We start from the raw sequence: 25,970 nt of genomic DNA on the forward strand, positions 1-25,970 counted from the left end.
CTACCTCTTCATAACATGAATTAAATCGGGTTTAATATTTATTCCAACTTCTTCGTCTACTTTTTTTAGCTCTGTAGATTGAACCAATAAGTCATAACCATTAGTTCTAACTACCATTTCATAATGTACGCCTTTAAATACTTCTGAGACAACTATTCCTTGTAATTTCCCTTTACCGTGCACTAATTCAACATCTTCTGGTCTAATTACAACATGAATCTTTTCATTCTTTTCAAAACCCTTGTCCACACAAACAAACTCTTCTCCAAGAAATGAAACCCTATAGTCATCGTTCATAACTCCATCTATTATATTAGACTCCCCAATAAAGTCAGCTACAAATGAATTTTTAGGTTCGTTATATATATCAATTGGGCTTCCTATCTGTTGAATTTCACCTTTATTAAGCACAACAATGGTGTCACTCATGGTAAGAGCTTCTTCTTGATCATGGGTAACGAATATAAATGTAATCCCAGCAGATTGTTGTATTGCCTTTAGCTCAAGTTGCATCTTTTGTCTAATCTTTAAATCTAGTGCACCTAATGGTTCATCTAATAATAGAACTTTAGGTTCATTAACCAAGGCTCTCGCTATAGCAACTCTTTGTTGTTGCCCTCCAGAGAGAGAATCAATATTTCTCTTTTCAAATCCTTCAAGACTAACTAAGCCTAAGGCAAATTTTACTTTTTCATCGATAATCTTCTTTTCTACTTTTTTTATCTTTAAACCAAACGCAATATTCTCATAGACATTCATGTGAGGAAATAGTGCATATTTTTGAAAAACTGTATTTATTTCTCTCTTATAAGCTGGAATATCTACAATACTTTTTCCATTAAAGATCACATCTCCCTCATCTGCAGTTTCAAATCCACCTATTATTCTAAGGAGTGTTGTCTTTCCACAGCCAGAAGGACCTAGTAATGTTACAAACTCATTTTGTTTTATATATAAATTAAAATCTTTTAAAACTGTGTTGTCTCCGTAAGATTTGCTTAAATTTTTAATTTCTATTATATTTCCCATGTCATGCTCCTTTAAAAGTTTGGTGGAGAAGATATCCAAAGAACCTTCGCCTCTGTTCTAGAATTATTTTCAAGATGGTGATTGGCTTTTGCTTCAAAGTAAAAAGTTTCTCCTCTTTTTAATTTTTGCACTTTGTCGCCAATGTATAAATCCACAAATCCTTTTAAAACATATCCAAAAGTTTCTCCTTCAAAAGGTGGTATCTCTTCCGATTTTCCATCAGGATTAATAGTTATTATAATAGGTTCCATCATGAATCTCTGCGCATTTGGAACAATCCATGAAATAGAATGACCTAACTCTTCATTTGTATTTTCAAAATAATCATCTTCAGAGAAGAAGAACTTAGCTTCATCATCTTTAAAGAATTCAATTGGACTAGTTCCAAGCGCTTCTAGAATATCTATCAATGTAGTCACAGATGGAGAAGTTAAATTTCTTTCCACTTGGGAGATAAAACCTTTTGTAAGTTCAGATCTCTTCGCAAGCTCATCTTGTGTTAAATTTTGAGAAATTCTAATAAGTTTTAATTTATTTCCTATATCCATTTTATACCTCATATATTAAACACTTTGTTTTATTTACTAAACTTATTATGTACCAACACTTTTTCTATGTCAACAGTATTTAATAAATTTAATTTATTGTTTTATTTAATAAACAAATGAAGTTTTTAATTAATGATATAATATTATAGAGGTGAAAGATGAATAGAGAAAATAATTTCGATTTACTGAGAATATGTATGGCTTTTTACGTAGTTCTACTACACACAAGTGCAAGTTATTGGAATACATATTTAAATTTTTCTAAAAATTTTATTATTATGAGTGGACTAAACTTTTTGACCAGATGCTCAGTTCCTGTCTTTTTTATGATTAGTGGATATTTTATGTTTAAAAGAGAACTTAGTATTTCTAAAATATTAAAGTCTGCTGCAAGAATATATATTCTTTATATAGTTTTCACGATTCTATATGCAATTAAAAATTTAAATGGAGATTATACCATAAATAATTTTATTGAATGTGTTATAAATGGTTACTACCATCTTTGGTTTTTAAAAAATCTTGCTTGGGCATATCTTTTTATTCCTATTTACAAATCTGTTATAGAATATAAAGATGGTTATTACGTCAAGTATGTGATTTTATTATTCTTAGTTTTTGGTATTTTAAAATATAATATTCAAAATATTCTACCAATTTTTGAAAATAGTAATCTATCGCAACTTTTTGATAAGTTTACACTTTATGGTTATTCAGATACTACCCTCTATCTATTTTTAGGATATTATTTAGGAAACTTGAAAATAAATACTTCAAGTTTTAAGTTATTTTTCATTTATTTAATTGTTTCAGTTTTTGGAATAGCTTTAGAATCTATTTCTTTAATATATTTAGGAGAAGTAAAGGGAATAATTTTTGATAATTTTGGAATTTTAATATTTTTACAATCAATATTTATCTTCTTAGGATTTAAAAATTTAAATGTAAATCATAGTTTAAATTCATTTAGCAATCTGGCATTGGGAGTTTATTTATTTCATCCAATATTTTTAGAAAAGTTAACTTCTATACTTAATTTTTCAAATCTATTTATACAGATTACTTTTCTTGCATTAGCTACATTCATCTTAACGGCAATATTTGTTTATTTAATAAGATTTATTCCATTTATAAAAAAGTATTTATAATGGCTATAATTATGGCAATAAAAAAGTGAAGTTTAAAATCTAAACTTCACTTAATTTTTATTCTTTTTCAATTATTGATTTCGCTTCTTCGGATAGATCTTCTTCTTTTATATGTTTATCCTCAGCATCTTCATTTGGGTTTTCTTCATTATTAAATATTCTTAAGAACTCTGTTCTATCTATAGTTTCTTTTTCTAGTAGAACATCTGAAACCCTTATTAGCGTATCTAAATTATCTGATAATAAATTTTTAGCTTTATTATATGCTTCAGAAATTATTCTTGAAATCTCTTCATCAATTTCTGATGCGGTTTTATCAGAATAATTTTTAGATCTATTTAAATCCCTTCCAACAAAGACTTCATCTTCATCACTACCATATGTGATAGTTCCAAGCTTTTCACTCATTCCATACTTAGTTACCATTGCTCTTGCAAGTGCAGTGGCTCTCTCAATGTCATTTGATGCTCCAGTTGATATGTCATCTAGTACAAGGGACTCTGCTACCCTACCTCCAAGTAGAGAAACTAAATTATCTTCCATTTCTTTTTTGGTCATATAATTAACATCATCTTCTGGAATGTATGCGGTAAATCCTCCTGCCATTCCTCTAGGTATAATTGTAATCATATGAACTGGATCGTGGTTTGGAAGTAACTGCGAAACTACAGCATGACCAGATTCATGTACAGCAGTTAATTTTCTTTCTTTATCAGAAATTACTCTGGATTTCTTTGCTGGACCAGCTTGTACTTTTATTGCTGCTTCCTCAACATCTTCCATATTTATACTACTTTGGTTTCTTCTCGCAGCTAAAAGAGCTGCTTCATTCATCAAGTTTTCTAAATCTGCTGGAGAAAATCCTGGTGTTTGTTTTGCGATAACTTTAAAGTCTATATCTTCAGCTAATGGTTTATCATGGGCGTGAACTTTTAATACTTCTTCTCTTCCTCTAACATCAGGTTTTCCAATATATACTGTTCTATCGAATCTTCCTGGTCTCAAAAGTGCAGGGTCAAGTATATCTGCCCTATTTGTAGCAGCCATTACTATGACTCCTTCATTTTTACCAAATCCATCCATTTCAATTAGAAGTTGATTTAGGGTCTGTTCTCTTTCGTCATGTCCTCCCCCTAAGCCAGCTCCACGTCTTCTTCCAACAGCATCTATTTCATCTATAAAAATAATGCATGGAGCATTTTTCTTTGCAGTATCAAATAAATCTCTTACTCTACTAGCTCCAACTCCAACGAACATCTCAACAAAATCAGAACCACTCATTAAAAAGAATGGTACTTTCGCTTCACCAGCAACTGCTCTTGAAAGATATGTTTTACCAGTTCCAGGAGGGCCTACCATTAGAACTCCCTTTGGAATTCTTGCACCTATCTTTGTGAATTTCGAAGGGTTCTTTAAAAAGTCTACAATTTCTTGAAGCTCTTCTTTTTCTTCTTTTAGACCTGCTACTTGACTAAAAGTTACAAGTCCTCCTTCTTCAGGTTTTACAACTCTGGCCTTACTCTTGCCAAAGCTGTTCATTTTCCCTCCACCTTGTGCATTTTGTATAAAATTAAACCATATAAATCCAAATAATATAAGCATCAAAAATGATGGTATTAGTTCTAAATAGAATGGCTTTGTATCTGGTTGATTGAATGTAACTTCAATTCCCTTTGACTTAATTTCTGAAGATAATTTATCCATATAAAGTTCTGCAGAATTACCTTTAGATGGTACTACTACTTTATATGTCTTGTCGTCATTTAAAGTCACAATGGCTATTCTTGAATCTTCATTTATATTTACAGATTTAATCTTAGAACCTTGTTCCAAGTCCTTAGAAAATTCTGAAAAATTCTTAGTTTCAATTACTCCTGATGGAGGATTGAAAAGTCTAATACCAAAGATGATTAGTAAAACAATCATCAGGTAAAAGGAAGCACCTCTGGCTTTCTTCATTTTATCACCTCAAATAAAAATTTTATTTATAATATTCTTCTTTTAATACTCCTACAAAAGGAAGATTCCTTCCAATTTGATTGTAGTCAAGACCATAACCAACTACAAAATAATCCGGTATTTCAAAACCGATATATTCGACTTCTACATTTTTTTGTCTCCTACTAGGTTTTGTAAGTAAAGTTATAGTTTTAACTGAGCGAGCTTCCCTTTCTTTGAAAAGTTCTATAATATGAGAGAGTGTATTGCCAGTATCTATTATATCTTCAACTATGAGCACATCTTTTCCTTTTATTGGAACCGTTATGTCTTTTGATATTTTTATATGTCCTGTGCTTTCACTGCCTTCATAAGAAGATGCCGCCATATAGTCAACTAAAATCGGCTTATCAATATGTCTAATAAGATCAGACATAAATGTTACACTTCCCTTTAGAATACCTATAACTACTAATTCCCTATCGCCGTATTCTTTTTCTAATTCCTTGCCAAGTTCTGCAACTCTTTTAGATATTTCATCTTCTGTTATTAGTATCTTATCAATCATTTCTCTCATATTTTTCCCACCTGATCCAAATTTTTTCATTAGTGTCGTCATACTCTGCTTTTCTGTATGGTACCACACAAACTATTTTCTCTTTAAATAATATTATAGGAACAAAATCCCTTTTAAAAGGAGGAACTTTTATATCATTAAAAAAATCCTTTAATTTCTTTGTCCCATTAAATCCCTTTGGAATAAATCTATCACCGGGTTTTCTAGATCTTACTTTCAAATAGTCTATAAAATACTTCGGTAATGTAAATGAATTTTCTGTTTCTTTATCAGAAATATAAAAGATTCCGAAATCAGTTTTATTTATTCCCATTTTCAAAAAAGTTTCTTTTAATATTATACCCTTTTTATAAGTATCTTTCAAAATAGATAACTCATCATTGTATCTAACAAATCTCAAATTGCTAGCTAAATCTACACCAGAATTATTTTTAAGGTAGATAAGCGAATCTATAGCTTCAAAATGTACCATTGATAGATCAACATTAGAATAGTATTTTTCAAGATACTTTCGGTAAATTAAGTACCTTTCTGGTCTACTAAGCTCTAATAACTTATCTACGGACAAACTCTTTTCTATTTTAAAATTTAACTCTATATTGTCAATTATTTCTATACTGTCTAAAGAATTATTTCTAAGTCTTATTAGTGCATCTTTGAATTTAGAATTAAATTCACTTTCTATTAATGGAATTAAAAGGTTTCTAATTTTATTCCTAGTATAATCATTTGAAAGATTAGTTTCATCAATCATATATTCTTGTCCCATAGATTTTAGTTCATTTTCTATGGTTAATCTATTTGTATTTAGAATCGGTCTTATGATTTTATCCCTAGAAATTGGAATACCTGTAAGCCCCTGTAAACCTGTTCCTCTAATTATTCTAAATAAAACTGTCTCCGCATTATCATCCAAATTATGAGCTAAAGCAATCTTATCAATATTTTCTATTGAATCGAAAAAATCATAACGAGCTTTTCTTCCAGCTTCTTCAGAAGTTAATTTATACTTTGCTGCTAGTTCATTCATATTAATATGATTAATATATAAAGGAACATCAAATTTATCGCAAAGATTTTTTACAAAATCTTCATCCCTTAATGCTGTTTCTCTTATTCCGTGATTTATATGGGCACAAGAAATACATAAATTATAATCATCTTTTATATATAAAAGTGCTCTTAACAAGTACACAGAGTCCGCACCGCCGGACAGTCCAACTAAAATCCTATCGCCTTTTTTTATTAAATTTTCACTTTTTATTGTTTCTAAAAATTTTTTAAACATAGAAAAAAAGTGATAGAAATATTTCTATCACTACCTCCTAGATTTGCTTCGTCCATACTTGGAATTTTGACGAGATCTCTTTTGCTCGTACTTTGTATTTGATTCTTTCATAAATTTTTGAAGTTTATCTTCAAAGGAAAGATCTTCATACTTAACTTCGATTTTTTCCTTAGGCTTAGGTGGTTCTGTTTGCTTCATAGAAAGTGAAATTTTATCATCTTCAATTTCTAACACCTTAACTTTTACAGAATCTCCTGTCTTTACATAGTCATTTATGTCTTTTACAAAACTATTTGATACTTCAGAAATATGTACAAGTCCTGTACTTCCATCTTCCAATTCTACAAAAGCTCCAAACTTCATAACTGATTTAACAGTTCCATCTACAATCTCACCAATTTCTAGCAAAATAGTCCTCCTAATGTCAATTATTCTTTTGCTCTTTATCTATATAGATAACTTCTCTAGGCTTAACCATTTTATATTCTTGCCTAGCGACTTTTTCTATGAATTCTTCCGAACCTGATTCGTTAATAGTTTCTTTAAGGTTACTTATGTCGCCTTTTAAAGATTCTATTTTCATTTTATTTTCATTATATTCGCTTATCTTTTTTGCTTTTAATGATTTTGCGTTTGTAAGTTCAATAGAGCCGTAAATAACTGAAAATAATATCACTAAAGCAAAAATTATTGCAGAATTTTTTTTCTTCCCTTTCATGGCACCCTCCATGATATTATTATTACATTTAAACCGTTAGTTTTCAAGTATTTTGTACATGTTTTCTGTATCAACCTTTTTTGCACCATCGATTAATTCAAGAGCTTCTATCTTTAGTATACCTGTACCAAAAGAAATCTCTAAAATATCTCCAGTGTTTACTTCTGTACTTGCCTTAGCAACTCTTCCATTAACAGTTATTCTACCTGCATCACAAGCTTCTTTTGCCAATGTTCTTCTCTTTATCACTCTCGAATTTTTTAAAAATTTATCTAATCTCAATTATTACTCCTTAATATATGTGTATTTATTTTATCTCTATCTACTCCCAATATTTCTGACGCCGCATCCCTATATGATTCCAGTTGCATCATATATTTTTTTGAATTATCAGAAATATCTATATCAGTCTTATAATCATATATTTCTATAAAATCATCAAATAATAGAATTAAATCCATTCTCCCGGAATGAATATGACCATCTTTAAGATAAGTAAAAGGAAGTTCTGTATATGTCTTTTTAGAAGATTTCACTTTATCTTTAAGAATGTCTAAATTATTAGTAGCGTTTCTTTTAACTTGTGATTTTAATTTTTCAAAAATAACTCTCTCTATATTTATATCATTTTTAATTTCAATTATAGAAGTGATGTTTTCAATATTTACATCTTCACCATTTATAAAGTCCATGATTGCTACTTTTAATATTTTTTCGATATCTACTTCTCCATCTTTTTTTATGATTTCAATAGATTTTTCCATGACCTTATGAAAAATTATACCATAGTAAGTTCCGTGGTAGATATTATCTGTACATGCTAAACTAATTTCTTCATTAGTTTTTAATTTTTCTGATAAATTTGGACAGATTATACTATCTTTAAAAGACTTATATTCCTTTGAAGAATCAACACTATTGTAACTTGAATTAAATATTTCTTTTGTCTTAGAAAAAGAAAGCTGCTTTTCGTAAAATCCTTCATTTGATATAAGGTATACTTCCTCTTTTGCCCTAGTTATTGCAACATAAAAAAGTCTAATATATTCCTTGAAATTTTCTAGAATGGACTTCTCTCTTGCTTCTTCATTACCATGGTCTAAAATAATATTTCTTGAATAACCAGTTCGGAACTCTAAATATCCTTTGTTACTTATTCTGTCAAAATAATCATCGGAATTAATTCTTAAACTTCTTTCTTCAATCAATATGACATGTTTGCCTTCTAGACCCTTTGCCTTATGAATATTCATTACTTTTATCGCAGAACTAATTCCTGGTTTAAATGTAACTTCATTCTTTTCTTTTATATTTCCAAGGTTTAATCCACTATCTAATACTTCTCTAAAGAAAGAATAAAAAACTTCATATTCATTTTCTGTGTAATTTCCATCGAAAAAAATATCTTCGTAGTACAGACTCATTAGTGCGCTTTCTCTATTTTCTTTAAATAAAACTAGATATTTACTTATAAATTCAAATTCTTCTTTATTTAAAATTTCGGGTTTATTTTTTAAATATTCTTCAAATCCTAAATTATTTATAACTTCGCTTTCTTTTTTTATCTTAACAGGATCTTTATTTAATATTTTTATTAAAAACTCAAAATAATTACTTGGAATTGGATTTTCAAAAAATCTAATTGCAATATAGGATCTCTTAACAGATTCATATGAAAAATAGTTTTCTTCTGATGTAGAGTCTACTTTTAATCCTTCATCCCTAAGAATATTTGTAACAGCTCTGGCTCCTTCATTTCCCATTGTAAGAATTAGTATATCATTTGGCTCTATACCACTTTTTAGAAGATCAATAACGAGAAATTTAGCTTTTAAATATAAAGTATCACTATTGCCTTTTAAAAATTTAATTTTACTTTTTTTGCTATCTTCTAATGACTCAAGCTCTATTTCAACTTTTTCTTTTGAAATTAATGAGTTAAGTATAAAATTTTCTTTATCTTTATCAGTTTCTACTAGACTTTTAATTATATCAGCCTTTTTATAACTATTTACTACATCTTGAAAGTTATCCGTATTTAACTTTGTAATATATATACCTGAATCACTACTATTCTTTTCATCCACAAGGATATGACCTACACCAATATCATATTCTCCATAGTTTGAAATCATTGTATTTTCGAAACATTTTTCAATATCAAATGCCAAATATTTTTGAAATCTAAAACTCTTTTTTAAATTTACAAATTCTGCGTTATCAGTATTTTCAAAGAGATTTTTAACGATTTCATAAGTATTTAGATCAGCACCTCTAAATCTATAGATAGATTGCTTCCTATCACCTACCATGAAAATTCTATTTGGAAGCATTTTATATTCCGAAATAGGAGTGTTTTTATTTATATCTCCTGATGAAATTAAGCTAAGTATAATTTTTATCTGAACTAAATCCGTATCTTGAGACTCATCTACAAATATATATCTATAAATTTTTTGAAAATAGTCTCTATTTTCTTTAATCATTAAAATATCTAAAGAATATCTAAGTAAATCATCATTTGAAACAACAGAATTTTCTTTATTTTTTTCATCTATATATTTTACAAATGCAAGGCTTACTCTAATATGTGTTCTATAAACAACGTTTTTCCAAAGATCCGTTACACTTTTTAATCTATCTCCAATATCAGATGTTTCTGGAATTAAATCTTTAGCTTTTTCTTTTTCCTTATCCGAAATATCTTTTGGAAATCTAGTCTTTATAAATGGACTTTCTGGATTCTCTATGACTAATTTATAAATATCATTAGCTGTTTTTAAGATAGAATTTTTATCTTTTAAATCTAAGACATCTTTTATTTTACTTAAAGGTTCAATAGATGCTTTTCTTAATGTAGCTGAATCTAAATCATTTATACGATCAAGAGGCGAAAAAATTTCTTTAACTTCTTCTAAGTAAACTGTTTCAGTAAAATTTTCAAAACCTTCAATAACTGGAAAATCTACAGATTCATTCATCGCAAATTTAGAAAAGTTTTCGATGATTCTAGATCTATGATTTAAATGTAAAAATATATCCGCAGTATATTTATCCACATATTTATAGATATTATCTTCAAACTCTTCATACATCATAGAAAGGTATCTATCATATTCCGAATCTTCTAACAATCTATAATTCATACTAAGTCCAGCATCAAATGGTCTTCTAGATATTATAGAATTACAAAAACTATGGATGGTTCCTATTTGAATCTCTGGAATAAACTCCAAAATATTTTTTATTTTATTATCTGTTTTAGCTCTTTTGGCAAATTCATCATAAATTCTTTTTTTTAAGTCGGTGGCTGCCTTAACTGTAAATGTTATGGCTACTATTTCTTTTGGTTTAATATTTTTGTTGATTATTAAATCTACAAGCCTATTTACTAATAGAAATGTCTTACCAGCCCCAGCTCCCGCCTCAACTAAGAAATTCTTATCTCCAGTTATTAAATTATCCCTGTTATTATTTTCTATTTCATTTATATCTTTTAAATTAATCATAGTCGTCCACCAAAAATGTTGTTGAGTAGAGTTTTGTTTTCTCGATATTCTCTTTTGTACGCTCTAAAATTTTATATTCTTCTGGAAGATTTGTAAGTTTTAATCCATCTATAAATCCAAATTTATCTATAAACTCAAGCATTTTTTCAATTTTTAAATCTAAATTAGGATTTTCTATAGGCTCATAAATGCTCTCATCAGAAAGAATATCGTACTCGAATTTTATTCTTTCATTCCAAAATTTACTAGCTATTTTCTTATAGACATGGTGTTGATAGAGTTCACAGGATAGATCTTTTTCTTCAATATTTGCTCTACTTCCTGTCTTATAATCTGTAATTACTATTTCATCATCATAGATATCTACCCTATCAATCTTTCCTCTGAACATTAATATATAGTTTCCAAATTTTAATTCTATTGGTTCTTCAGATAATGATTCTCTAGAAAATCTATCTCCAAAACCAACTTCAGTCTTTACTTCTTTGCAATCTTTTATCTTTTCTTGTATCTTTATAAGCTTATTAAAAAGCATTCTTCTATATCTATCTTTAAAATTTGCTAGTAAATATTTAGGAGTTAAATACTTTTTATATAAATCATGGAAAGCTCTATCAAAGAAATTTAATTTGTCATTTATATTCTGATTAATATTTATTTTTTTAAAATCAATTACGAATGATTCTAGTGCAGAATGAACTATAGATCCCATTTCAAATGCTGGAATTGAATTTAAAATAGAGTCATCATAGTAATCATCTTCAATTTGTAATATATATTTAAAATAGAACTGTCTCGGATCATTCATAAATATTTCTAGAGATGTTGCTGAAAAAATAAATTTATCCAAAACTGTCTTCAAATCCATAATAGGTTTAGTATTATAATCTTTATAAACTCTTAAATTTTCTAGATAATTTACATAGTTATGATCTTTTCCCATAAGTTCTACAAAATAGGAACAAGTTTCTTCTTCGTTTTTTTCGTTATACATTGGATAAGAAAAGTATGCAAATCTATTATTTTGTAGTGCAGTCTCTACCCTCTTTTTTCTGTTTGTATTCTTTCTAAATTCCTTTTCGTCTGAACTTAGTAAAGATTTATTTATTTTCTTAAGTTCACTATTTAATATAACCGGGCTTTCTAATTCTCTGTAAGTAAAATAATTTTCACTCATTCCAAGAAAAAATGTATATTTTTTATCGTAAATAGTTTCTTCGTCTATGCTATATACTTTTATTTTATCGTTGGTTGAATTTTTCTCGGAATATCTTTCTAAGTTATGTACTAATATATCTAAAATATCTCTTAATGATAAAACAATGTCAGAACTAAGTTTAGACAAAGAAAACTTGATATTTTTCAAATCAATATTCATATATAATTCAATAAATTTTATTAAATTATCCTTGAACTTACTGAATTCTATTTCATCTTTTTCTACAAGAGATAATAGAAGCTCGATCCTATCTCTATCTTCATACAATTTTTTATTTATCGGACTTTTGTAGTTTTCTAATCCCTTAGTAAAATCAATATCATAATCTATGTAGTAGTTAAAGTTTCTATCCTCTATGAGTCTTAAAAAATATTTAACCATGTAGGATGACTCATAAAAATCTCTTAAATTATTTAAGAAATTTATTGTATTATCCACATCCTTTGAATTATTTGTCTCAATTGGGTAATTTGTAAATATAAATTTATTTAATAAACCCTTGTATGAAGAATCTGTATACACAATTTCTGCATCTTTAATATCTTCTATATTCTTTATCTTATAAATTAGATTCATAATTTCATCTTGTTTTGAATAGCATCTATCAACCGTCACATTATCAAGATATAATTTTTCCTCATCATATTCTAAATAAATAGCGTTTAATTTATCTAATAAAACTTTTTCTAATGGGCGTAGATATGTCCCAGATAAACATCCTATATTGACATTTCGAGGAATTTTCAAAGCTAAAATTACCGAATCAGCATAATCGAGTCCTGTTTTTACTCTATCATATTCTTTCATAACTAAATCTAAGTCCATCAATCTAGAATTATCAGGAACAAATTTGCCATTAGATAGTTTTATCTCTGTTATTTTTTCATAAAAGGCTGTTGCTAAAGCAAAATCCAATTGATGCTTTTTGTAAAAACTTAAGTTTAATCTTTTTAATATTTCAAGAATGGTAAATGTAGCATCCTCTTCATTTAAATAATTTTTACCGCTTTCATAGATTCGGTCTTTAGTAAGTTCCTTAACCAACTTTTTTATGTCAGTTTCATAAGTATTAAAGGAATTGATTCCCTTTTTAGCACAGTCTTCGATTATTTTTAGAGATAAAAAGGAAGTATCTGAAAGTAGATATTTTTTATCATTGGATTTTAAAAAATCTTTTATTTTCATAGGTCCCCCAATGGATTCTTTTCAATGGCACGCTTTACCTGCTCGTCACTTACATGAGTATATATTTCAGTAGTCTGCACTGATTCATGTCCTAGTACCTTCTGTAGTGATCTTATATCTACATCTCCATATTGGTACATCAATGTGGCTGCAGTATGTCTTAGTTTGTGAACTGAGTATTTATCGGGATCAAGCCCTGACATTACTATATATTTATCAATCATCATCTGAACAGCCCTTGGTGTAATTCTAGTTTTATTTCTACTTAAAAATAGAGCTTTTGATTCTACTTCCGGTCTATATTCTAAATAATTATCAAGAGCATGAATGCAAGCTTTGTTTAAATAGATACTTCTTTCTTTATTTCCTTTTCCAAGAATTTTTATAGTGTTGTCATCTTCTAAATCAAACATATTGATTCCGCAAAGTTCTGATAGACGCATGCCACAATTTAAAAAGAATGTAGCAATACAAAAGTCTCTACTTTTTAAGAAATCATTATTTTTACCATTATAGTTAAAATCCTCTATTGTTTTTAAAAACCTCTTTGCTTCATCAAGAGATAATGCTGTAGGAATTGTTCTTCTCACCTTTGGCATATCTAGGTCACTTGATGGATCTACTTCAAGCACATTGATCTTCGTGGTTAAATAGTTAAAAAAGGTTCTAATAGCTGAGTTTTTTCTAGAAACTGCATTCATTTTATTCTTTTTTGTATGTACCAAGTAAGAGTTATAGGCATAGATATCCTGCTTATTAACAGTCTTAATTAGATCTAAACTCATCTTTTCTAAGTATCTATCATCAAGTTCTTTGGTATCGAAATTTAATTTTCTAGCTACGATGTATACTAAAAAGTTTTTTAAGTCATAGTAATAACCATTGACTGTATTCATTGATAATCCTCTTGTAGATACAAGATATCCTAAAAAATCATCTAATAAAGTAAAATTCATAACCATTCCTTTATCTTTTAAAAAAAACCTGCCTAAAAGGCAGGTAATTGAAATTTAAAATAAGTTTGTCTTTTAGACATTACTTTGCATATTCTACAGCTCTTGTTTCTCTTATGACATTAATTTTAATTTGTCCTGGGAAATCAAGTTCTGCTTCTACTTCTTTTGCTATTTTTCTAGCAGTAACTACTATTTCTGCTTCAGAAATCACATCTGGTTTTACAATAATTCTTACTTCACGTCCAGCTTGAACTGCATAAGATTTTTCTATTCCGTCATAGCTGTTGGCGATTTCTTCTAATTTTTCAAGGCGCTTAATATAAGACTCTACTGTCTCACGTCTTGCACCAGGTCTTGCAGCTGATATTGCATCTGCTGCTTGAACTATTATTGCTTCAACTGTCCTTGGCTCTACATCGCCATGGTGTGCTTCGATACCATGGATAACCGCTTCACTTTCTTTGTACTTACGAGCAAGATCAACACCGATATCAACGTGTGGTCCTTCTACTTCATGATCTATGGATTTTCCTAAATCATGTAACAAACCTGCACGCTTTGCAATCTTTACATCTGCTCCAAGCTCAGCTGCGATAATACCTGCTATATGGCTAACCTCAACTGAATGTTTTAGTACATTTTGTCCATAAGAAGTTCTAAACTTAAGTCTTCCAAGATATTTGATAACCTCTGGATGAAGTCCATGAACTCCTGCATCATATGCAGCTTGTTCACCAGCTTCTTTAATAATAGTTTCAACTTCTTTTCTTGCGCGATTAACTGTCTCTTCAATTCTAGTAGGATGAATTCTACCATCTGATACTAGTTTTTCAAGAGCAACACGAGCCACTTCACGTCTTATAGGATCAAAGCAAGAAAGTACAACTGCTTCAGGCGTATCATCAATAATCAAATCAACTCCTGTAAGAGATTCAATTGCTCTTATATTTCTACCTTCTCTACCTATAATCCTTCCTTTCATTTCGTCAGTCGGAAGAGCAACTACAGAAACTGTGTTTTCAGCTACAGTTTCAGCAGATAATCTTTGAATTGCTTGAACTATAATATTTCTTGCATACTTTTGTTGTTCGTCTCTGATTCTCGCTTCTTCTTCACGAATAATTTGAGCAGATTCATGGACAACTTCTTTTTCAAGTTCTGAAAGTAAGATTCTCTTACCTTCTTCTTGACTAAGTCCTGCAATCCTTTGAAGTTCTTCATTTCTCTTTTCGATTAGAGAATCTACTTCTTCACTTTTTTGTTTTGCCTCTTCAAGCTTCTTTGCTAATTTCTCTTCTTTTTTATCTAGAGAATTAGATTTTTTTTCAATAGATTCTTCTCTTGCCAAAATTCTAGATTCAAGTTGTGATAATTCTTGACGTCTCGCTTTGTTTTCGCGTTCCGCCTCGGATCTCATTTTGTGGATTTCTTCTTTAGCTTCAATTAGTAGTTCTTTCTTTTTTGATTCTGCATTATGTTCTGCATCAATCAATACTTTATTTGCAACTTCTTCTGCTCTTCCGACTTTTTGTTCGCCAATATACTTACGAACTACATAGCCAGCTAAAGCACTTACGACAATTGCCAAAAGAATTATAATTATTTGCGGCAAGCTAAAGCACCTCCATTTTTCTAAAAAGTTTATATTTTCATAAAACTTTCATTAATTATTTTATAATGTATTACGCCAATAGTCAAGAAATTAAACTTTTAACAATTCTACTAAATGTTTAAATTTAAATAAAAAATAAGAATATAATTTATGGTAGTGCTTAAAAAAGTATAAAAAACTTTTTACAAAAAAAAGCAGCCTAACTAGACTGCTTAATAAATTAATTTAAATATACTCCATCTTCAACTTTTACATTTGATGATAAAAATAATTTTATTGCAAGTTCAACTAATACTACAACAGCAAAACTTGGTAGCACCCAAGATAAACCTTGTTTAGATAATGGTAGTGCACTTTCTAATTTTGTTAAAAGTGGAATACTTGTTTTAAATGTTGAAGAAACAACTGATATTAATGGTAGAGATACAGCGAAAAATGCAGAAAATTTGTATGAATATTTTGAATACTTAATAAAATCATTAGTAACTCCCAGTAATATTAAAACTAAAGCAACTGGATATATTATAGTTAGTAGTGGGACCGAAAATGCTAATAGATTGTTTAGACCAAAGTTTGCCATTACGAATGAAAATAATGTCCAAACAATTACCCAGGCGCTATATGATAATCTATTGTTAAACAGTGAACAGAAGTATTCTGATCCGCTTGATATAAGTCCTACACAGGTTGTTAAGCAAGCGAGTGTAAATATAGATGCAAGAAGTATTAGTCCGGATTTTCCAAATACAAGTTCAACAGCTTTTGCAAGAACAACTGCTCCGTTTTCTGAACCAACAAATGCACTAGATGTTACCATTCCAATTGTTGAAAGCATTAGATATACAACAAATAATACTGTTCCTGCAATTATTCCAGCCTTTGCTGTATAGCTTGTCACCTGTTTCTTATCTTCTATTCCAAACCTTCTAATAGCAAGTGTAATTACAAATCCAAAGTTAAGAGCAGCAACTGCATCCATTGTGTCATATCCAGCTAAGAATCCCTTTACTAAAGGTGCTTTAGCATAATCTCCTACAGCTAGAGCAACGCCTTTTTGTAAGCTCATAACCCTTACAAACATGTAGGTTATTAAAATTAAAAGTGCTGGTGTAAGATACTTTCCAACTCTTGATACGAGTTTAGTTGGTTTTAAACATATCCATAAAGCTACTGAGAAAAATAAAAATGTATATATCAATCTAGCAATTGTTAGATTTAATGTTTCTGGTAGGTATGGTGCTATTGCCATTTCAAATGGAACTGATCCAGCTCTTGGAATACCAAGTCCAGGTCCTATTGATAGATATATTGCAGTAGTAAATACTATTGCAAATACATTACCAACTCTATTAGATAAATTTTTTAAACCTTCAGTCTTTCCTACTGCAATTGCACCAAGTATTGGGAATAATACCGCGGTGATTGAAAAAGCTAAAAGTGAAATCATAGTGTGATTTCCTGCTTGATTTCCTAAAAATGGTGGAAATATTAAATTTCCTGCTCCAAAGAATAGTCCAAATAACATTATACTTATTTGTGTGAATTGACTCCTAGTTAATTTTTTCATTTTTTCCTCCTTTTTTAATTTTAATAATAAAAAAAGTCCTCTGTCATATGACAAAGGACGAATTACCGCGTTACCACCTTATTTCTTACATAAATGTAAGCACTCTTAACAAGCATCTATCAATGCCGAGTATAGATAACGCCTACTACAGCGGCAAATCTTAATATTATTTCAGACTTGCATAAGAAAAATGATTTTCGAATCTATTTCCATTATAGGCTTCCACCAAACGCCTACTCTCTTTAAACTTCAATAAATCTACTCGTTTTTTCCAATATTTTTATTAATAAAATTATTTATGTTGTTATTATATTAAATTGGTACATAGATGTCAAACACTTTTTTTAAAAAATCTCCTAGAAATTTCTAGAAGATTTTTAAATAAATTTATAATTTAATTTTTATTTTGATCTTTCGTAAGGTTTACCATCTGCTGAAGGGGCTCTTACACCTTTGACAAATGCTACTAACACTAGAAGAGTGATTACATATGGAAGCATTGATAGTAGGTTTGGATCTACATTAAATCCTTTTGAACCTAAAAACACTGATAGCCCTTGTGCAGCTCCAAATAGTAGGCAGGCATACATTGCCCCTTGTGGCTTCCATCCACCGAATATCATCGCTGCTAGAGCTATAAATCCTTGTCCAGAGACCAATGTATCTCTAAATGAACTTACTACTGCAAGTGACATTGATGCTCCTCCAAGTCCTGATAAAAATCCAGATAGAAGTACACAGATATACTTAACTCTATAGGCATTTACTCCAAGTGTTTCTGCTGCTAGTGGATGTTCTCCTACAGATCTAATTCTTAATCCTAATTTGGTCTTATATAGCAAGAAATAAGTTAAGAGTACCAATAAAAATGCTAAATAAACCGTGACATGTTGCTCAAATATTATTCTAATTACTTGTCTAAATTGCCCTTCTGGCAGCTTAGAAATAAGACCTCCCATAATTTTTGGAAGTTTGTTATCTAGAGGTATAGGTTTTGTAAGTGTGGCTCCATCGAAGAATAATTTTGCCAAGAATAATGAAAGCCCAGGACCTATTAAGTTTATAGCAATACCACTTACTATATGATCTGCAGCAAAGTTAATGGTTGCAATTGCGTGTAAAAGTGAAAGACCCATTCCCGCAAGTCCTCCACACAGAAATGCTAGCCAAGGATTTCCAGAATAGTATCCAACTGTTGCCCCTACAAGAGCACCTATAGTCATCATACCTTCAAGTCCTATATTTACTACTCCGCCGTTTTCTGATATTACACCACCTAGTGCAACATATATAAGAGGTCCAGAATATAAAAGAGTAATACTTATTATTGTAGCTATATCAATCATTTATTTTCTCCTTTCTTGGTACCTTTTTTTGTAAATAATAGCCTAATCATTTCAAATAGTTTAGGCATAGCAATAAAGAATACTATTGCACCAGTTAATATATTTACTACTTCTGTAGGTGTATTCATTGCGGATGTTAATTTTGATCCACCATACTCTAACCCAGCATATAGAAGCCCTGCAGGTATGCAGAGAATTGGATTGTTTGAAGCAATAAGAGAAACAGCCATTCCGTCAAAACCATAACCTTGTAAGCTTGCCATTACACCTATATGATGACTTACTCCAAGTAGCATCGCTGCTCCAGCAAGTCCAGATAGAAGCCCAGCTATGGTCATAGAATATACAGTGTTTTTCTTAACATCTATTCCACCATATTCTGCAGCATCTTTATTAAATCCAACAGCCTTTAATTGGTAACCCAAAGTCGTTCTATTTAAGATATACCAAATTACAATAGCTGCAATTATTGCTATAATAAATCCCCAGTTTAAAGGAGGTCTTAAAAATTGTTTTAATACAGGTTTTGTCTTTAAAAACGCTTGACCAGCTTCAGATAATTTCCATTTACCTAAAAATATAGTTTTAGCCGATTCTAGTACATCATATGATTGGTCTGATTCAGGTTTTCTAAAAGCATTAAAACTTAATAAATAGTTTGATGAGTAAAATGCAATCCAGTTCATCATTATAGAAGATATTACTTCATTTACATTGAATTTAGCTTTTAAAAATCCAACTACTGCTCCCCATATTGCACCGAATAACATTCCAAATAGAAGTGCAACTATTGGATGGATTATAGGAGGTAGTTCTAAAAAGTAACCAGCAATTAAAGCTCCAATTCCTCCAACGATGTATTGTCCTTCTGCACCGATATTAAATAATCCAGTATTAAATGCAAAAGCAACAGAAATACCTGTTAAGATTATTGGAATAGCTTTTACAATAGTCCATGAAATATATTGAGGTTTGCCAAGTACTCCTAAAATTATTGTCTTATACGCTTGCATAGGACTTTTACCAATTGAAAGAATTATAATTCCTCCAACAATAAATCCTAAAAAGATTGAAAGCATGGTAAATATAAATTTCTTTTTACTATTCATTTCTATTTCCTCCTGCCATTAGAAGACCAATTTCTTTTTCATCTGTATTCTTTGGATCTAGAGTTTTAAGAATTTTTCCTCCATAAATAACAGAAATTCTATCAGATAAACCCATGATTTCATCAAGCTCAAAAGATATTAGAAGGACTGCTTTTCCAGAATCTCTCTGTTTTATTAGATAATCATGCACATACTCAATAGCACCTACATCCAGTCCCCTTGTTGGTTGTGCCGCTATTAGAACCGTAGGATTATTAGTTATTTCTCTTGCAATTATAACCTTTTGTTGGTTTCCACCTGAAAGAGATCCAGCTAAATATTTAGGTTCCCTAGGTCTGATATCAAACTTTTCCATAAGTTCTGTAGCATGCTCATTTATTTTTTTTCTATTTAAAATTCCCTTTTTAGAGAATGGTTCACTATGAAAATTTTCTAGTATTAGGTTATCTTCAACAGAAAAATCTAGAACCAATCCTCTTCTCTGTCTATCTTCCGGGATATTGTAAATACCATTATCATGAATTTCCTTTGGAGTGTGGTTTGTAATGTCTTTTCCGTTTATAGTAATAGACCCGCTTTCAATGTATCTTAATCCTGATAGAGCTTCTAAAAGTTCAGATTGTCCATTTCCATCGACTCCAGCTATACCATGAATCTCACCAGCTTTAAGATCTAAATTAAGTCCATTTACTTTGTTTATTTTTCTAGCATCTTTAACTATAAGATTAGATATACTTAGCACAACATCTCCAGGCTCTCTATCTTCTTTGTTCACAGTTAAATTTACAGATCTACCAACCATCATATCGGCAAGTTCAGACTCACTTACACTATTTACATCTACCGTATCTATCTTCTTACCACGTCTGATTATTGTACATCTGTCTGCCATTGCCTTAATCTCTTTCAACTTATGTGTAATTAAGATAATGGTTTTGCCTTGATCTGAAAGACTCTTTATAATATCAACAAATTCATCAATTTCTTGAGGAGTTAACACTGCCGTCGGTTCATCAAATATTAAAATATCTGCCCCTCTATATAGGGCTTTTATTATTTCAATTCTCTGTTGCATACCAACTGTGATATCTTCAACTTTTGCCTTAGGATCGATTGAAAGTCCATACTTATTAGATATTTTCATGATATCTTCAGTCGCCTTTTTAATGTTAAGTGTTAAACCTTTTGTAGGTTCCATTCCTAAAATAATATTTTCAACGACTGTAAAAGGCTCTATAAGCATAAAATGTTGGTGAACCATACCGAGTCCAAGTCTTATCGCTTCATTTGGATCTTTAATATGTTCCAACTTACCATTTATATAAATCTCACCTTCAGTTTGAGTATATAGTCCATATAATATATTCATAAGTGTAGATTTACCGGCACCATTTTCGCCTAAAAGAGCGTGGATTTCACCTTTTTTTATATCAAGATCGATGTTGTCGTTTGCAGTAAAATCTCCAAATTTTTTTGTAATATTTTTCATTTGTACTGCAAAATTATTATTTTCCAAATCCATACCTCCTCATTTTACTACTTATAATTATACATTATCTAAAAATTATTTACACTGTAATCTAAAAAAATAAAATAAAATATTTATACAATTGTCTAATGAAAATTAAATATCTTTAATTAAATTAATTCATTTGTCTATTAAAAAATACGTATAAAAAAAAGAGTGCCTAAGCACTCTTAAAATTATATTTTATTTTCCGTATCCATATTCTTCGTATGTTTCAGCGTTATATGGAACTTTGATTTCTTCAGAAACTATCTTTTCAACTAAAGCATTAGTTTTATCAATAATTTCTTGTGGAACGTGTTTATCTGTACTTGGTGAAATACCTACAGCTTCTGCATCTTGAAGACCGAATACTCTTGTAGTTCCACCTTGGAATTCCTTACCTTCAGATAGGTCTTTTAGAATTACATAGATAGCTACGTTAGCATTTTTCATTGCAGATGTTAGTACATTGTCTGGTGCAAGATCATATTGGTCTTTATCAACACCGATAACCCATTTACCTTCACCTTGTTCTTTAGCAGATTCGATAACACCTAGTCCTGCTCCACCTGCTGCTTGGAATACTATATCTGCACCGTTTTGGTACATAGTGTTAGCTATAACTTTTCCTTTTTGAGCATCTGAGAAGTCTCCTACGTATTGGCTAAGAATTTCAATCTTCTTTCCAAGTTCTTTAGCTGCATATTCAACACCAGCTTTGTATCCGTATTCAAATCCCCAAATAATAGTTCCTTCTTGACCACCAACAAATCCTACTTTGTCAGTCTTAGTCATTTGTCCTGCAATATATCCTACCATGAATGAAGGTTCTTGAGCCTTAAACATAATTCCAAGTAGGTTTGCTGGAGCTTCGTCTTTTCCTTCGTTAGTTGGATCAACGTCAACTATAGCGAATTTAACATCTGGATTAGCTTGAGCTTCTTTTATAATTGTTCCACCCATTTTAAATCCAGCACCGATGATTAAATCTTTTTCATCATCTAGAAGTGTATCAAAGTTTGGTCTATAGTCGTTTTCATCCTTTGATTGTTGGTAAGAAGCATCTAGACCGAAGTCGTTAGCTGCCTTTTGAAGTCCTTCCCAAACTCCTTGGTTAAATGATTCGTCGTTAATTCCACCTTCGTCTGTTACAAAACCAACCTTTAGGTCTGATTTTGGTGCTTCTTCTTGACTACTATTTTTATTATTCTTTTCAGCATTGTTTGCAGGTTTGTTATTTTTTGCTCCCCCATTACCACAAGCTGTTAGTAATAAAGTGAATGCTAATAGTAGTGCTACTAATGATTTTCTTTTCATTTCTACCTCCTTATTATAAGTTAATTATATTATACATTGTACTTATTTTCAATTTTCATTTTATTTAAATCACTAATCTTTTAAATAAAACTAATTATAGGAAAACATACTTAAGCGTAAATAGTATTGCAAGAATATACATAAGTGGAGTTATTTTCTTTGTCTTTCCTGTTAGAAGATTTACAAATACATATGAGATAACTCCCATTGATATTCCTTCAGAAATACTATAGAAAAATGGCATTGACGCGATACAGATATAGCTTGGAATAGCTTCTGAGAAATCGTCAAAGTCAATATGAACCGCATTAGTGAACATATAGAATCCAACTACTATAAGAGCTGGCGCAGTTGCAAATGCAGGTATTGCTAAAAATATTGGCGCTAAGAAAAGTGAAAGTAAGAATAGAACTCCTGTTGTTATAGCAGTAAGTCCAGTTCTACCACCTTCTGAAACTCCTGAAGCTGATTCAACAAATGTTGTAACTGTGGAAGTACCAAGCATAGCTCCTGCTACTGTTGCAAATGAGTCTGCAAGAAGAGCGCCTCTTATGTTTTCTAGCTTGCCATCTTTATCTAACATCTTAGCCTTTGTTGAAACTCCAATAAGAGTTCCTATAGTATCAAACATATCTACAAATAAGAATGAAAATACTACTACAAAGAATTCTAAAGATAATATTTCATGGAAATTAAATTTAAAAAATGTTGGTGCAAGGCTAGGAATAGATAAACCATTTGAAAAATCAGGAATTAAATTGAACATACCTAGTGCTGGTTCAGGAACATATACTCTAGTTACTTGGCAAATAATTCCAAGAATCCAAGTAATAAGAATACCTATTAAAATATTTCCCTTAACATTTTTAATTACTAAAATAGATGTAATTAGCACTCCTATAATTGCTAAAAGAACTGTGATTCCCACATTGTTAAATGTTGCTACTACACCTTCTACTTGATTAACCGCATTAAATCCATCTAATGAAAATATGCTGACTAAAGTAGGTCCAGAAATAACAATCTTTGAATTTTGAAGACCTATAAAAGCAATAAAAAGACCTATCCCAACGCTTACTGCCCCTTTTAAATTTATAGGGATCGCGTTAAAAATGGCCTCACGTACATTTGTAATAGATAATAATATAAAGATTATTCCTTCAATAAATACAGCAGTAAGAGCAGTTTCATAACTGTAGCCCATCTTTAATACTACCGTATAAGCAAAAAAGGCGTTTAGTCCCATTCCTGGTGCAAGTGCAAAAGGATAGTTAGCTAAAATCGCCATGAAAACACAACCAATCATTGATGCTATAGCTGTTGCAGTGAATACAGCTCCAGAATCCATGCCTGTAGCTCCTAAAATATTTGGGTTTACTGCCAAAATATAAGCCATAGTCATAAATGTAGTAACTCCTGCCACCATTTCTGTCTTAACAGTGGTGTTGTGTTCTTTGAGTTTAAAAATTTTTTCTAATGAACTCATTGGTACCTCCTTATCTAAGTATATTATAAACTAAATTTACTTTTTATTAAAGAATTATAAGGTGAAATTTTATTTTGTTACATTTAGTTTTTATAAAGTTTTTAGGTTTTATTAGCTCTACTCTTATATACTCTTCCACAATTTTTTGCATTAAAAAAGGCTCCGTATTACGAAGCCTTTAGTTTTAAAATGTTCTTGGAATTATAAATATCACTATATTTACAAGTAAAAATATAAGTGTCCAAGCTATACTTCTCTTGAAGTCATTGTTTCTAATTTTATTTCCTTCATTTGTTATAGCATAACTTAATAGTGATACGATATATCCTGTTATAGTCCAGATAAACAGAATTCCAAATGCTGTTGCTCCCTTGTCTAAAAATCTTGATACTGTCATAACAGATAGCATCATAGATATTAGTAACGGAACTTGTGATTTACTTCTATCTAACCATATAAGAAGGATTGCAGCTGCTATTGAAATTATAAATACTATTGAATTTAATGTTGATTCAAATGAAATTGATTTAACTTGTCTTTCATTTATAACTTCTATTGAATTTACATAGTATCCAGATTCTTGGAAGTTTTTAGATTCGTTTTTAATTCCTTTTTCTTGTTTGGTTGTATCTCTAAAAGATTCAACTCTTGCATTGGTTACAAAAACTGCGTTTTTAGCGACATTACCCTTTAAACCATGGTTTATTTCTCTAGGTTCATAAAGAATACTAAATTTAACTTCTTGTACTTCCTTGTCCAAAGGCACTCTAACTTTTGAGACTGCAGAGAAGTCGTGTTCTGGAACTTTTTTGTATAAATCTTTTAATTTTAAGTTGTCTTGGAAAAGTGCGTTATTAATTTTATTATATTCACCTTTTAGAGTTACATCTGAAAATACAGGGTTCATCTTATTAGGCAAGAATATTTGACCTACTGGATTTCCTAAGATTCTTAAGTTTCCAAAGTCACCTTCATAGAGAAAACTTATATCATATTTTACAAAATCTTTATTATTTTCTTTAAAAATGGTTCTTGTTACATTTAGTCCTGCAATATCCTGTGGATCTGAAAATATTATACCATCAAAACTACCTTTGTAGTTTTGATCCTTTGGCCACAAAACATCAGTTGAAAAGGACTTAAAAAGTGTGGACAAAAACAATAAAACTATGAATACAGCATAAATTATGTAGTTTTTGATTTTCTTATCCATAATTACCTCCCACTGAATTATATCTTTATACTATGATATCACGAAAATGTACTTAAATAAAGCTGTATTTGTTAATTATTTGAAACTTACAACATTGGTTACCAGTAAAAATATTTATTAGTTTAAAAAATTTATACAATCTAATAGAATAGCTAAATAAAAAACCGCCTAATTAATACTTAGACGGTTAGATTTTCTACTTAATTTTTATAAAATTTTGTGTAGAGATTAGTGATTTTCTTTATTTTCGCACTTTTGGTTTCCTACTGTACAAGAAGTTTTGCATGCTGATTGGCATGATGTTTGGCATTCACCACATCCACCTTTTGCATAAGTGTCTCTCAAAGTTTTCTTTGTAAGTGTCTTTACTAATTTCATAATGTCTCCTTTAGTTTGATTTTAAATCTTTTCTTTCTTGAAGAACTGAGTTAATTCCCCACTTCATTAGTTCTAACTTAGTCTTGTCTCCAGATGTTTCTATAAATATTACATCTTCTTTTACTTGGATTACCTTTCCAACTATACCACCAATAGTGATAATATTGTCTCCAACTTTGATGTTTTCTCTCATGGTTTGAATTTCTTTTTCTTTTTTCTTTTGTGGTTTTATCATGAAAAAGTAGAAAAATATCATCAAAATTATTAGAGGTGCAAAACTAGTGATTACTTTTGCGGTATTTTGATCCATAGCTCCT

General features: G+C 30.1%; 22 protein-coding genes and 1 other annotated feature. Of the genes, 1 reads left to right on the forward strand and 21 read right to left on the reverse strand.

Features of this window, described 5'->3' with window-relative positions; genetic code table 11:
* Entirely contained in the window at positions 1–1,029 is a 1,029-nt protein-coding gene (potA, locus tag HMPREF1252_RS06345) for a spermidine/putrescine ABC transporter ATP-binding protein (protein WP_023059918.1), read from the reverse strand.
* Between the two features lie 11 nt (positions 1,030–1,040).
* Positions 1,041–1,577, reverse strand: a complete 537-nt coding sequence (locus tag HMPREF1252_RS06350) for a helix-turn-helix domain-containing protein (protein ID WP_023059866.1) — start codon at positions 1,575–1,577, stop codon at positions 1,041–1,043.
* 158 nt (positions 1,578–1,735) lie between these two features.
* On the opposite strand from HMPREF1252_RS06350, the gene HMPREF1252_RS06355 reads away from it, so the two are divergent.
* A complete protein-coding gene (locus tag HMPREF1252_RS06355; protein WP_023059922.1) occupies positions 1,736–2,725 on the forward strand; it encodes an acyltransferase in 990 nt (329 codons plus the stop codon).
* Positions 2,726–2,782: 57 nt separating this feature from the next.
* Here the strand turns inward: HMPREF1252_RS06355 and ftsH are convergent, their stop codons facing one another.
* The 19 genes from ftsH to yajC form a co-directional block, all read right to left on the reverse strand.
* Complete coding sequence (ftsH, locus tag HMPREF1252_RS06360; RefSeq protein ID WP_023059812.1) at positions 2,783–4,684, reverse strand: ATP-dependent zinc metalloprotease FtsH; 1,902 nt, start codon at positions 4,682–4,684, stop codon at positions 2,783–2,785.
* 22 nt (positions 4,685–4,706) lie between these two features.
* On the reverse strand, positions 4,707–5,240 hold the full coding sequence (hpt, locus tag HMPREF1252_RS06365; RefSeq protein WP_023059916.1) for a hypoxanthine phosphoribosyltransferase: 534 nt from the start codon (positions 5,238–5,240) through the stop codon (positions 4,707–4,709).
* Complete coding sequence (tilS, locus tag HMPREF1252_RS06370; protein ID WP_023059829.1) at positions 5,224–6,528, reverse strand: tRNA lysidine(34) synthetase TilS; 1,305 nt, start codon at positions 6,526–6,528, stop codon at positions 5,224–5,226. Before tilS ends, hpt begins: the two co-directional genes overlap by 17 nt.
* Positions 6,529–6,558: 30 nt before the next feature.
* Positions 6,559–6,936, reverse strand: a complete 378-nt coding sequence (locus tag HMPREF1252_RS06375; RefSeq protein ID WP_023059925.1) for a S1 RNA-binding domain-containing protein — start codon at positions 6,934–6,936, stop codon at positions 6,559–6,561.
* Between the two features lie 16 nt (positions 6,937–6,952).
* A complete protein-coding gene (locus HMPREF1252_RS06380; RefSeq protein WP_023059837.1) occupies positions 6,953–7,246 on the reverse strand; it encodes a septum formation initiator family protein in 294 nt (97 codons plus the stop codon).
* A 36-nt stretch (positions 7,247–7,282) separates the two neighbouring features.
* On the reverse strand, positions 7,283–7,528 hold the full coding sequence (locus HMPREF1252_RS06385) for an RNA-binding S4 domain-containing protein (protein WP_008902208.1): 246 nt from the start codon (positions 7,526–7,528) through the stop codon (positions 7,283–7,285).
* Positions 7,525–10,755, reverse strand: coding sequence for an exodeoxyribonuclease V subunit beta (locus tag HMPREF1252_RS06390; protein WP_023059831.1), 3,231 nt, complete (start codon positions 10,753–10,755; stop codon positions 7,525–7,527). The genes HMPREF1252_RS06385 and HMPREF1252_RS06390 overlap by 4 nt, the downstream gene beginning before the upstream one ends.
* A complete protein-coding gene (locus tag HMPREF1252_RS06395) occupies positions 10,748–13,159 on the reverse strand; it encodes a PD-(D/E)XK nuclease family protein (RefSeq protein WP_023059763.1) in 2,412 nt (803 codons plus the stop codon). Before HMPREF1252_RS06395 ends, HMPREF1252_RS06390 begins: the two co-directional genes overlap by 8 nt.
* A complete protein-coding gene (locus HMPREF1252_RS06400; RefSeq protein WP_023059886.1) occupies positions 13,156–14,115 on the reverse strand; it encodes a tyrosine recombinase XerC in 960 nt (319 codons plus the stop codon). Before HMPREF1252_RS06400 ends, HMPREF1252_RS06395 begins: the two co-directional genes overlap by 4 nt.
* A 79-nt stretch (positions 14,116–14,194) precedes the next feature.
* The gene (gene rny / locus HMPREF1252_RS06405) at positions 14,195–15,727 is read right to left on the reverse strand and encodes a ribonuclease Y (RefSeq protein ID WP_023059772.1); all 1,533 of its coding nucleotides are present in this window, start codon (positions 15,725–15,727) and stop codon (positions 14,195–14,197) included.
* Positions 15,728–15,947: 220 nt separating this feature from the next.
* Complete coding sequence (gene brnQ, locus HMPREF1252_RS06410) at positions 15,948–17,294, reverse strand: branched-chain amino acid transport system II carrier protein (protein ID WP_023059870.1); 1,347 nt, start codon at positions 17,292–17,294, stop codon at positions 15,948–15,950.
* A 50-nt stretch (positions 17,295–17,344) separates the two neighbouring features.
* Positions 17,345–17,578, reverse strand: a binding site (T-box leader).
* 117 nt (positions 17,579–17,695) lie between these two features.
* The gene (locus tag HMPREF1252_RS06415) at positions 17,696–18,640 is read right to left on the reverse strand and encodes an ABC transporter permease (protein WP_023059921.1); all 945 of its coding nucleotides are present in this window, start codon (positions 18,638–18,640) and stop codon (positions 17,696–17,698) included.
* On the reverse strand, positions 18,637–19,749 hold the full coding sequence (locus HMPREF1252_RS06420) for an ABC transporter permease (RefSeq protein WP_023059853.1): 1,113 nt from the start codon (positions 19,747–19,749) through the stop codon (positions 18,637–18,639). Before HMPREF1252_RS06420 ends, HMPREF1252_RS06415 begins: the two co-directional genes overlap by 4 nt.
* Positions 19,742–21,271 (reverse strand): ABC transporter ATP-binding protein, encoded by a 1,530-nt coding sequence (locus HMPREF1252_RS06425; RefSeq protein ID WP_036746984.1) that lies wholly within the window; start codon positions 21,269–21,271, stop codon positions 19,742–19,744. The genes HMPREF1252_RS06420 and HMPREF1252_RS06425 overlap by 8 nt, the downstream gene beginning before the upstream one ends.
* Before the next feature lie 189 nt (positions 21,272–21,460).
* Positions 21,461–22,576: a BMP family protein gene (locus HMPREF1252_RS06430; RefSeq protein WP_023059834.1), complete on the reverse strand. Its 1,116-nt coding sequence runs from the start codon at positions 22,574–22,576 to the stop codon at positions 21,461–21,463.
* Positions 22,577–22,670: 94 nt separating this feature from the next.
* Positions 22,671–24,062: an NCS2 family permease gene (locus HMPREF1252_RS06435; protein ID WP_023059911.1), complete on the reverse strand. Its 1,392-nt coding sequence runs from the start codon at positions 24,060–24,062 to the stop codon at positions 22,671–22,673.
* A gap of 184 nt (positions 24,063–24,246) precedes the next feature.
* Positions 24,247–25,275 (reverse strand): hypothetical protein, encoded by a 1,029-nt coding sequence (locus tag HMPREF1252_RS06440; protein ID WP_023059817.1) that lies wholly within the window; start codon positions 25,273–25,275, stop codon positions 24,247–24,249.
* 228 nt (positions 25,276–25,503) lie between these two features.
* Positions 25,504–25,653 (reverse strand): six-cysteine ranthipeptide SCIFF, encoded by a 150-nt coding sequence (gene scfA / locus HMPREF1252_RS06445; RefSeq protein ID WP_008902196.1) that lies wholly within the window; start codon positions 25,651–25,653, stop codon positions 25,504–25,506.
* Positions 25,654–25,663: 10 nt separating this feature from the next.
* Positions 25,664–25,963 carry a preprotein translocase subunit YajC gene (gene yajC, locus HMPREF1252_RS06450; protein ID WP_008902195.1) on the reverse strand — a complete coding sequence of 100 codons (300 nt, stop codon included), beginning with the start codon at positions 25,961–25,963 and terminating at the stop codon, positions 25,664–25,666.
* Positions 25,964–25,970: the final 7 nt, after the last annotated feature.

Origin of the sequence: Peptoniphilus sp. BV3AC2, assembly GCF_000478945.1 — a bacterium.
GTDB classification, from domain to species: domain Bacteria; phylum Bacillota; class Clostridia; order Tissierellales; family Peptoniphilaceae; genus Peptoniphilus_B; species Peptoniphilus_B duerdenii.

Coding starts and splice junctions, on each gene's coding strand:
- potA (WP_023059918.1), bottom strand. CDS start 1,029: ATGGGAAATATAATAGAAATTAAAAATTTAAGCAAATCTTACGGAGAC.
- HMPREF1252_RS06350 (WP_023059866.1), bottom strand. CDS start 1,577: ATGGATATAGGAAATAAATTAAAACTTATTAGAATTTCTCAAAATTTA.
- HMPREF1252_RS06355 (WP_023059922.1), top strand. CDS start 1,736: ATGAATAGAGAAAATAATTTCGATTTACTGAGAATATGTATGGCTTTT.
- ftsH (WP_023059812.1), bottom strand. CDS start 4,684: ATGAAGAAAGCCAGAGGTGCTTCCTTTTACCTGATGATTGTTTTACTA.
- hpt (WP_023059916.1), bottom strand. CDS start 5,240: ATGAGAGAAATGATTGATAAGATACTAATAACAGAAGATGAAATATCT.
- tilS (WP_023059829.1), bottom strand. CDS start 6,528: ATGTTTAAAAAATTTTTAGAAACAATAAAAAGTGAAAATTTAATAAAA.
- HMPREF1252_RS06380 (WP_023059837.1), bottom strand. CDS start 7,246: ATGAAAGGGAAGAAAAAAAATTCTGCAATAATTTTTGCTTTAGTGATA.
- HMPREF1252_RS06390 (WP_023059831.1), bottom strand. CDS start 10,755: ATGATTAATTTAAAAGATATAAATGAAATAGAAAATAATAACAGGGAT.
- HMPREF1252_RS06395 (WP_023059763.1), bottom strand. CDS start 13,159: ATGAAAATAAAAGATTTTTTAAAATCCAATGATAAAAAATATCTACTT.
- HMPREF1252_RS06400 (WP_023059886.1), bottom strand. CDS start 14,115: ATGAATTTTACTTTATTAGATGATTTTTTAGGATATCTTGTATCTACA.
- brnQ (WP_023059870.1), bottom strand. CDS start 17,294: ATGAAAAAATTAACTAGGAGTCAATTCACACAAATAAGTATAATGTTA.
- HMPREF1252_RS06415 (WP_023059921.1), bottom strand. CDS start 18,640: ATGATTGATATAGCTACAATAATAAGTATTACTCTTTTATATTCTGGA.
- HMPREF1252_RS06420 (WP_023059853.1), bottom strand. CDS start 19,749: ATGAATAGTAAAAAGAAATTTATATTTACCATGCTTTCAATCTTTTTA.
- HMPREF1252_RS06425 (WP_036746984.1), bottom strand. CDS start 21,271: ATGGATTTGGAAAATAATAATTTTGCAGTACAAATGAAAAATATTACA.
- HMPREF1252_RS06430 (WP_023059834.1), bottom strand. CDS start 22,576: ATGAAAAGAAAATCATTAGTAGCACTACTATTAGCATTCACTTTATTA.
- HMPREF1252_RS06435 (WP_023059911.1), bottom strand. CDS start 24,062: ATGAGTTCATTAGAAAAAATTTTTAAACTCAAAGAACACAACACCACT.
- HMPREF1252_RS06440 (WP_023059817.1), bottom strand. CDS start 25,275: ATGGATAAGAAAATCAAAAACTACATAATTTATGCTGTATTCATAGTT.
- scfA (WP_008902196.1), bottom strand. CDS start 25,653: ATGAAATTAGTAAAGACACTTACAAAGAAAACTTTGAGAGACACTTAT.
- yajC (WP_008902195.1), bottom strand. CDS start 25,963: ATGGATCAAAATACCGCAAAAGTAATCACTAGTTTTGCACCTCTAATA.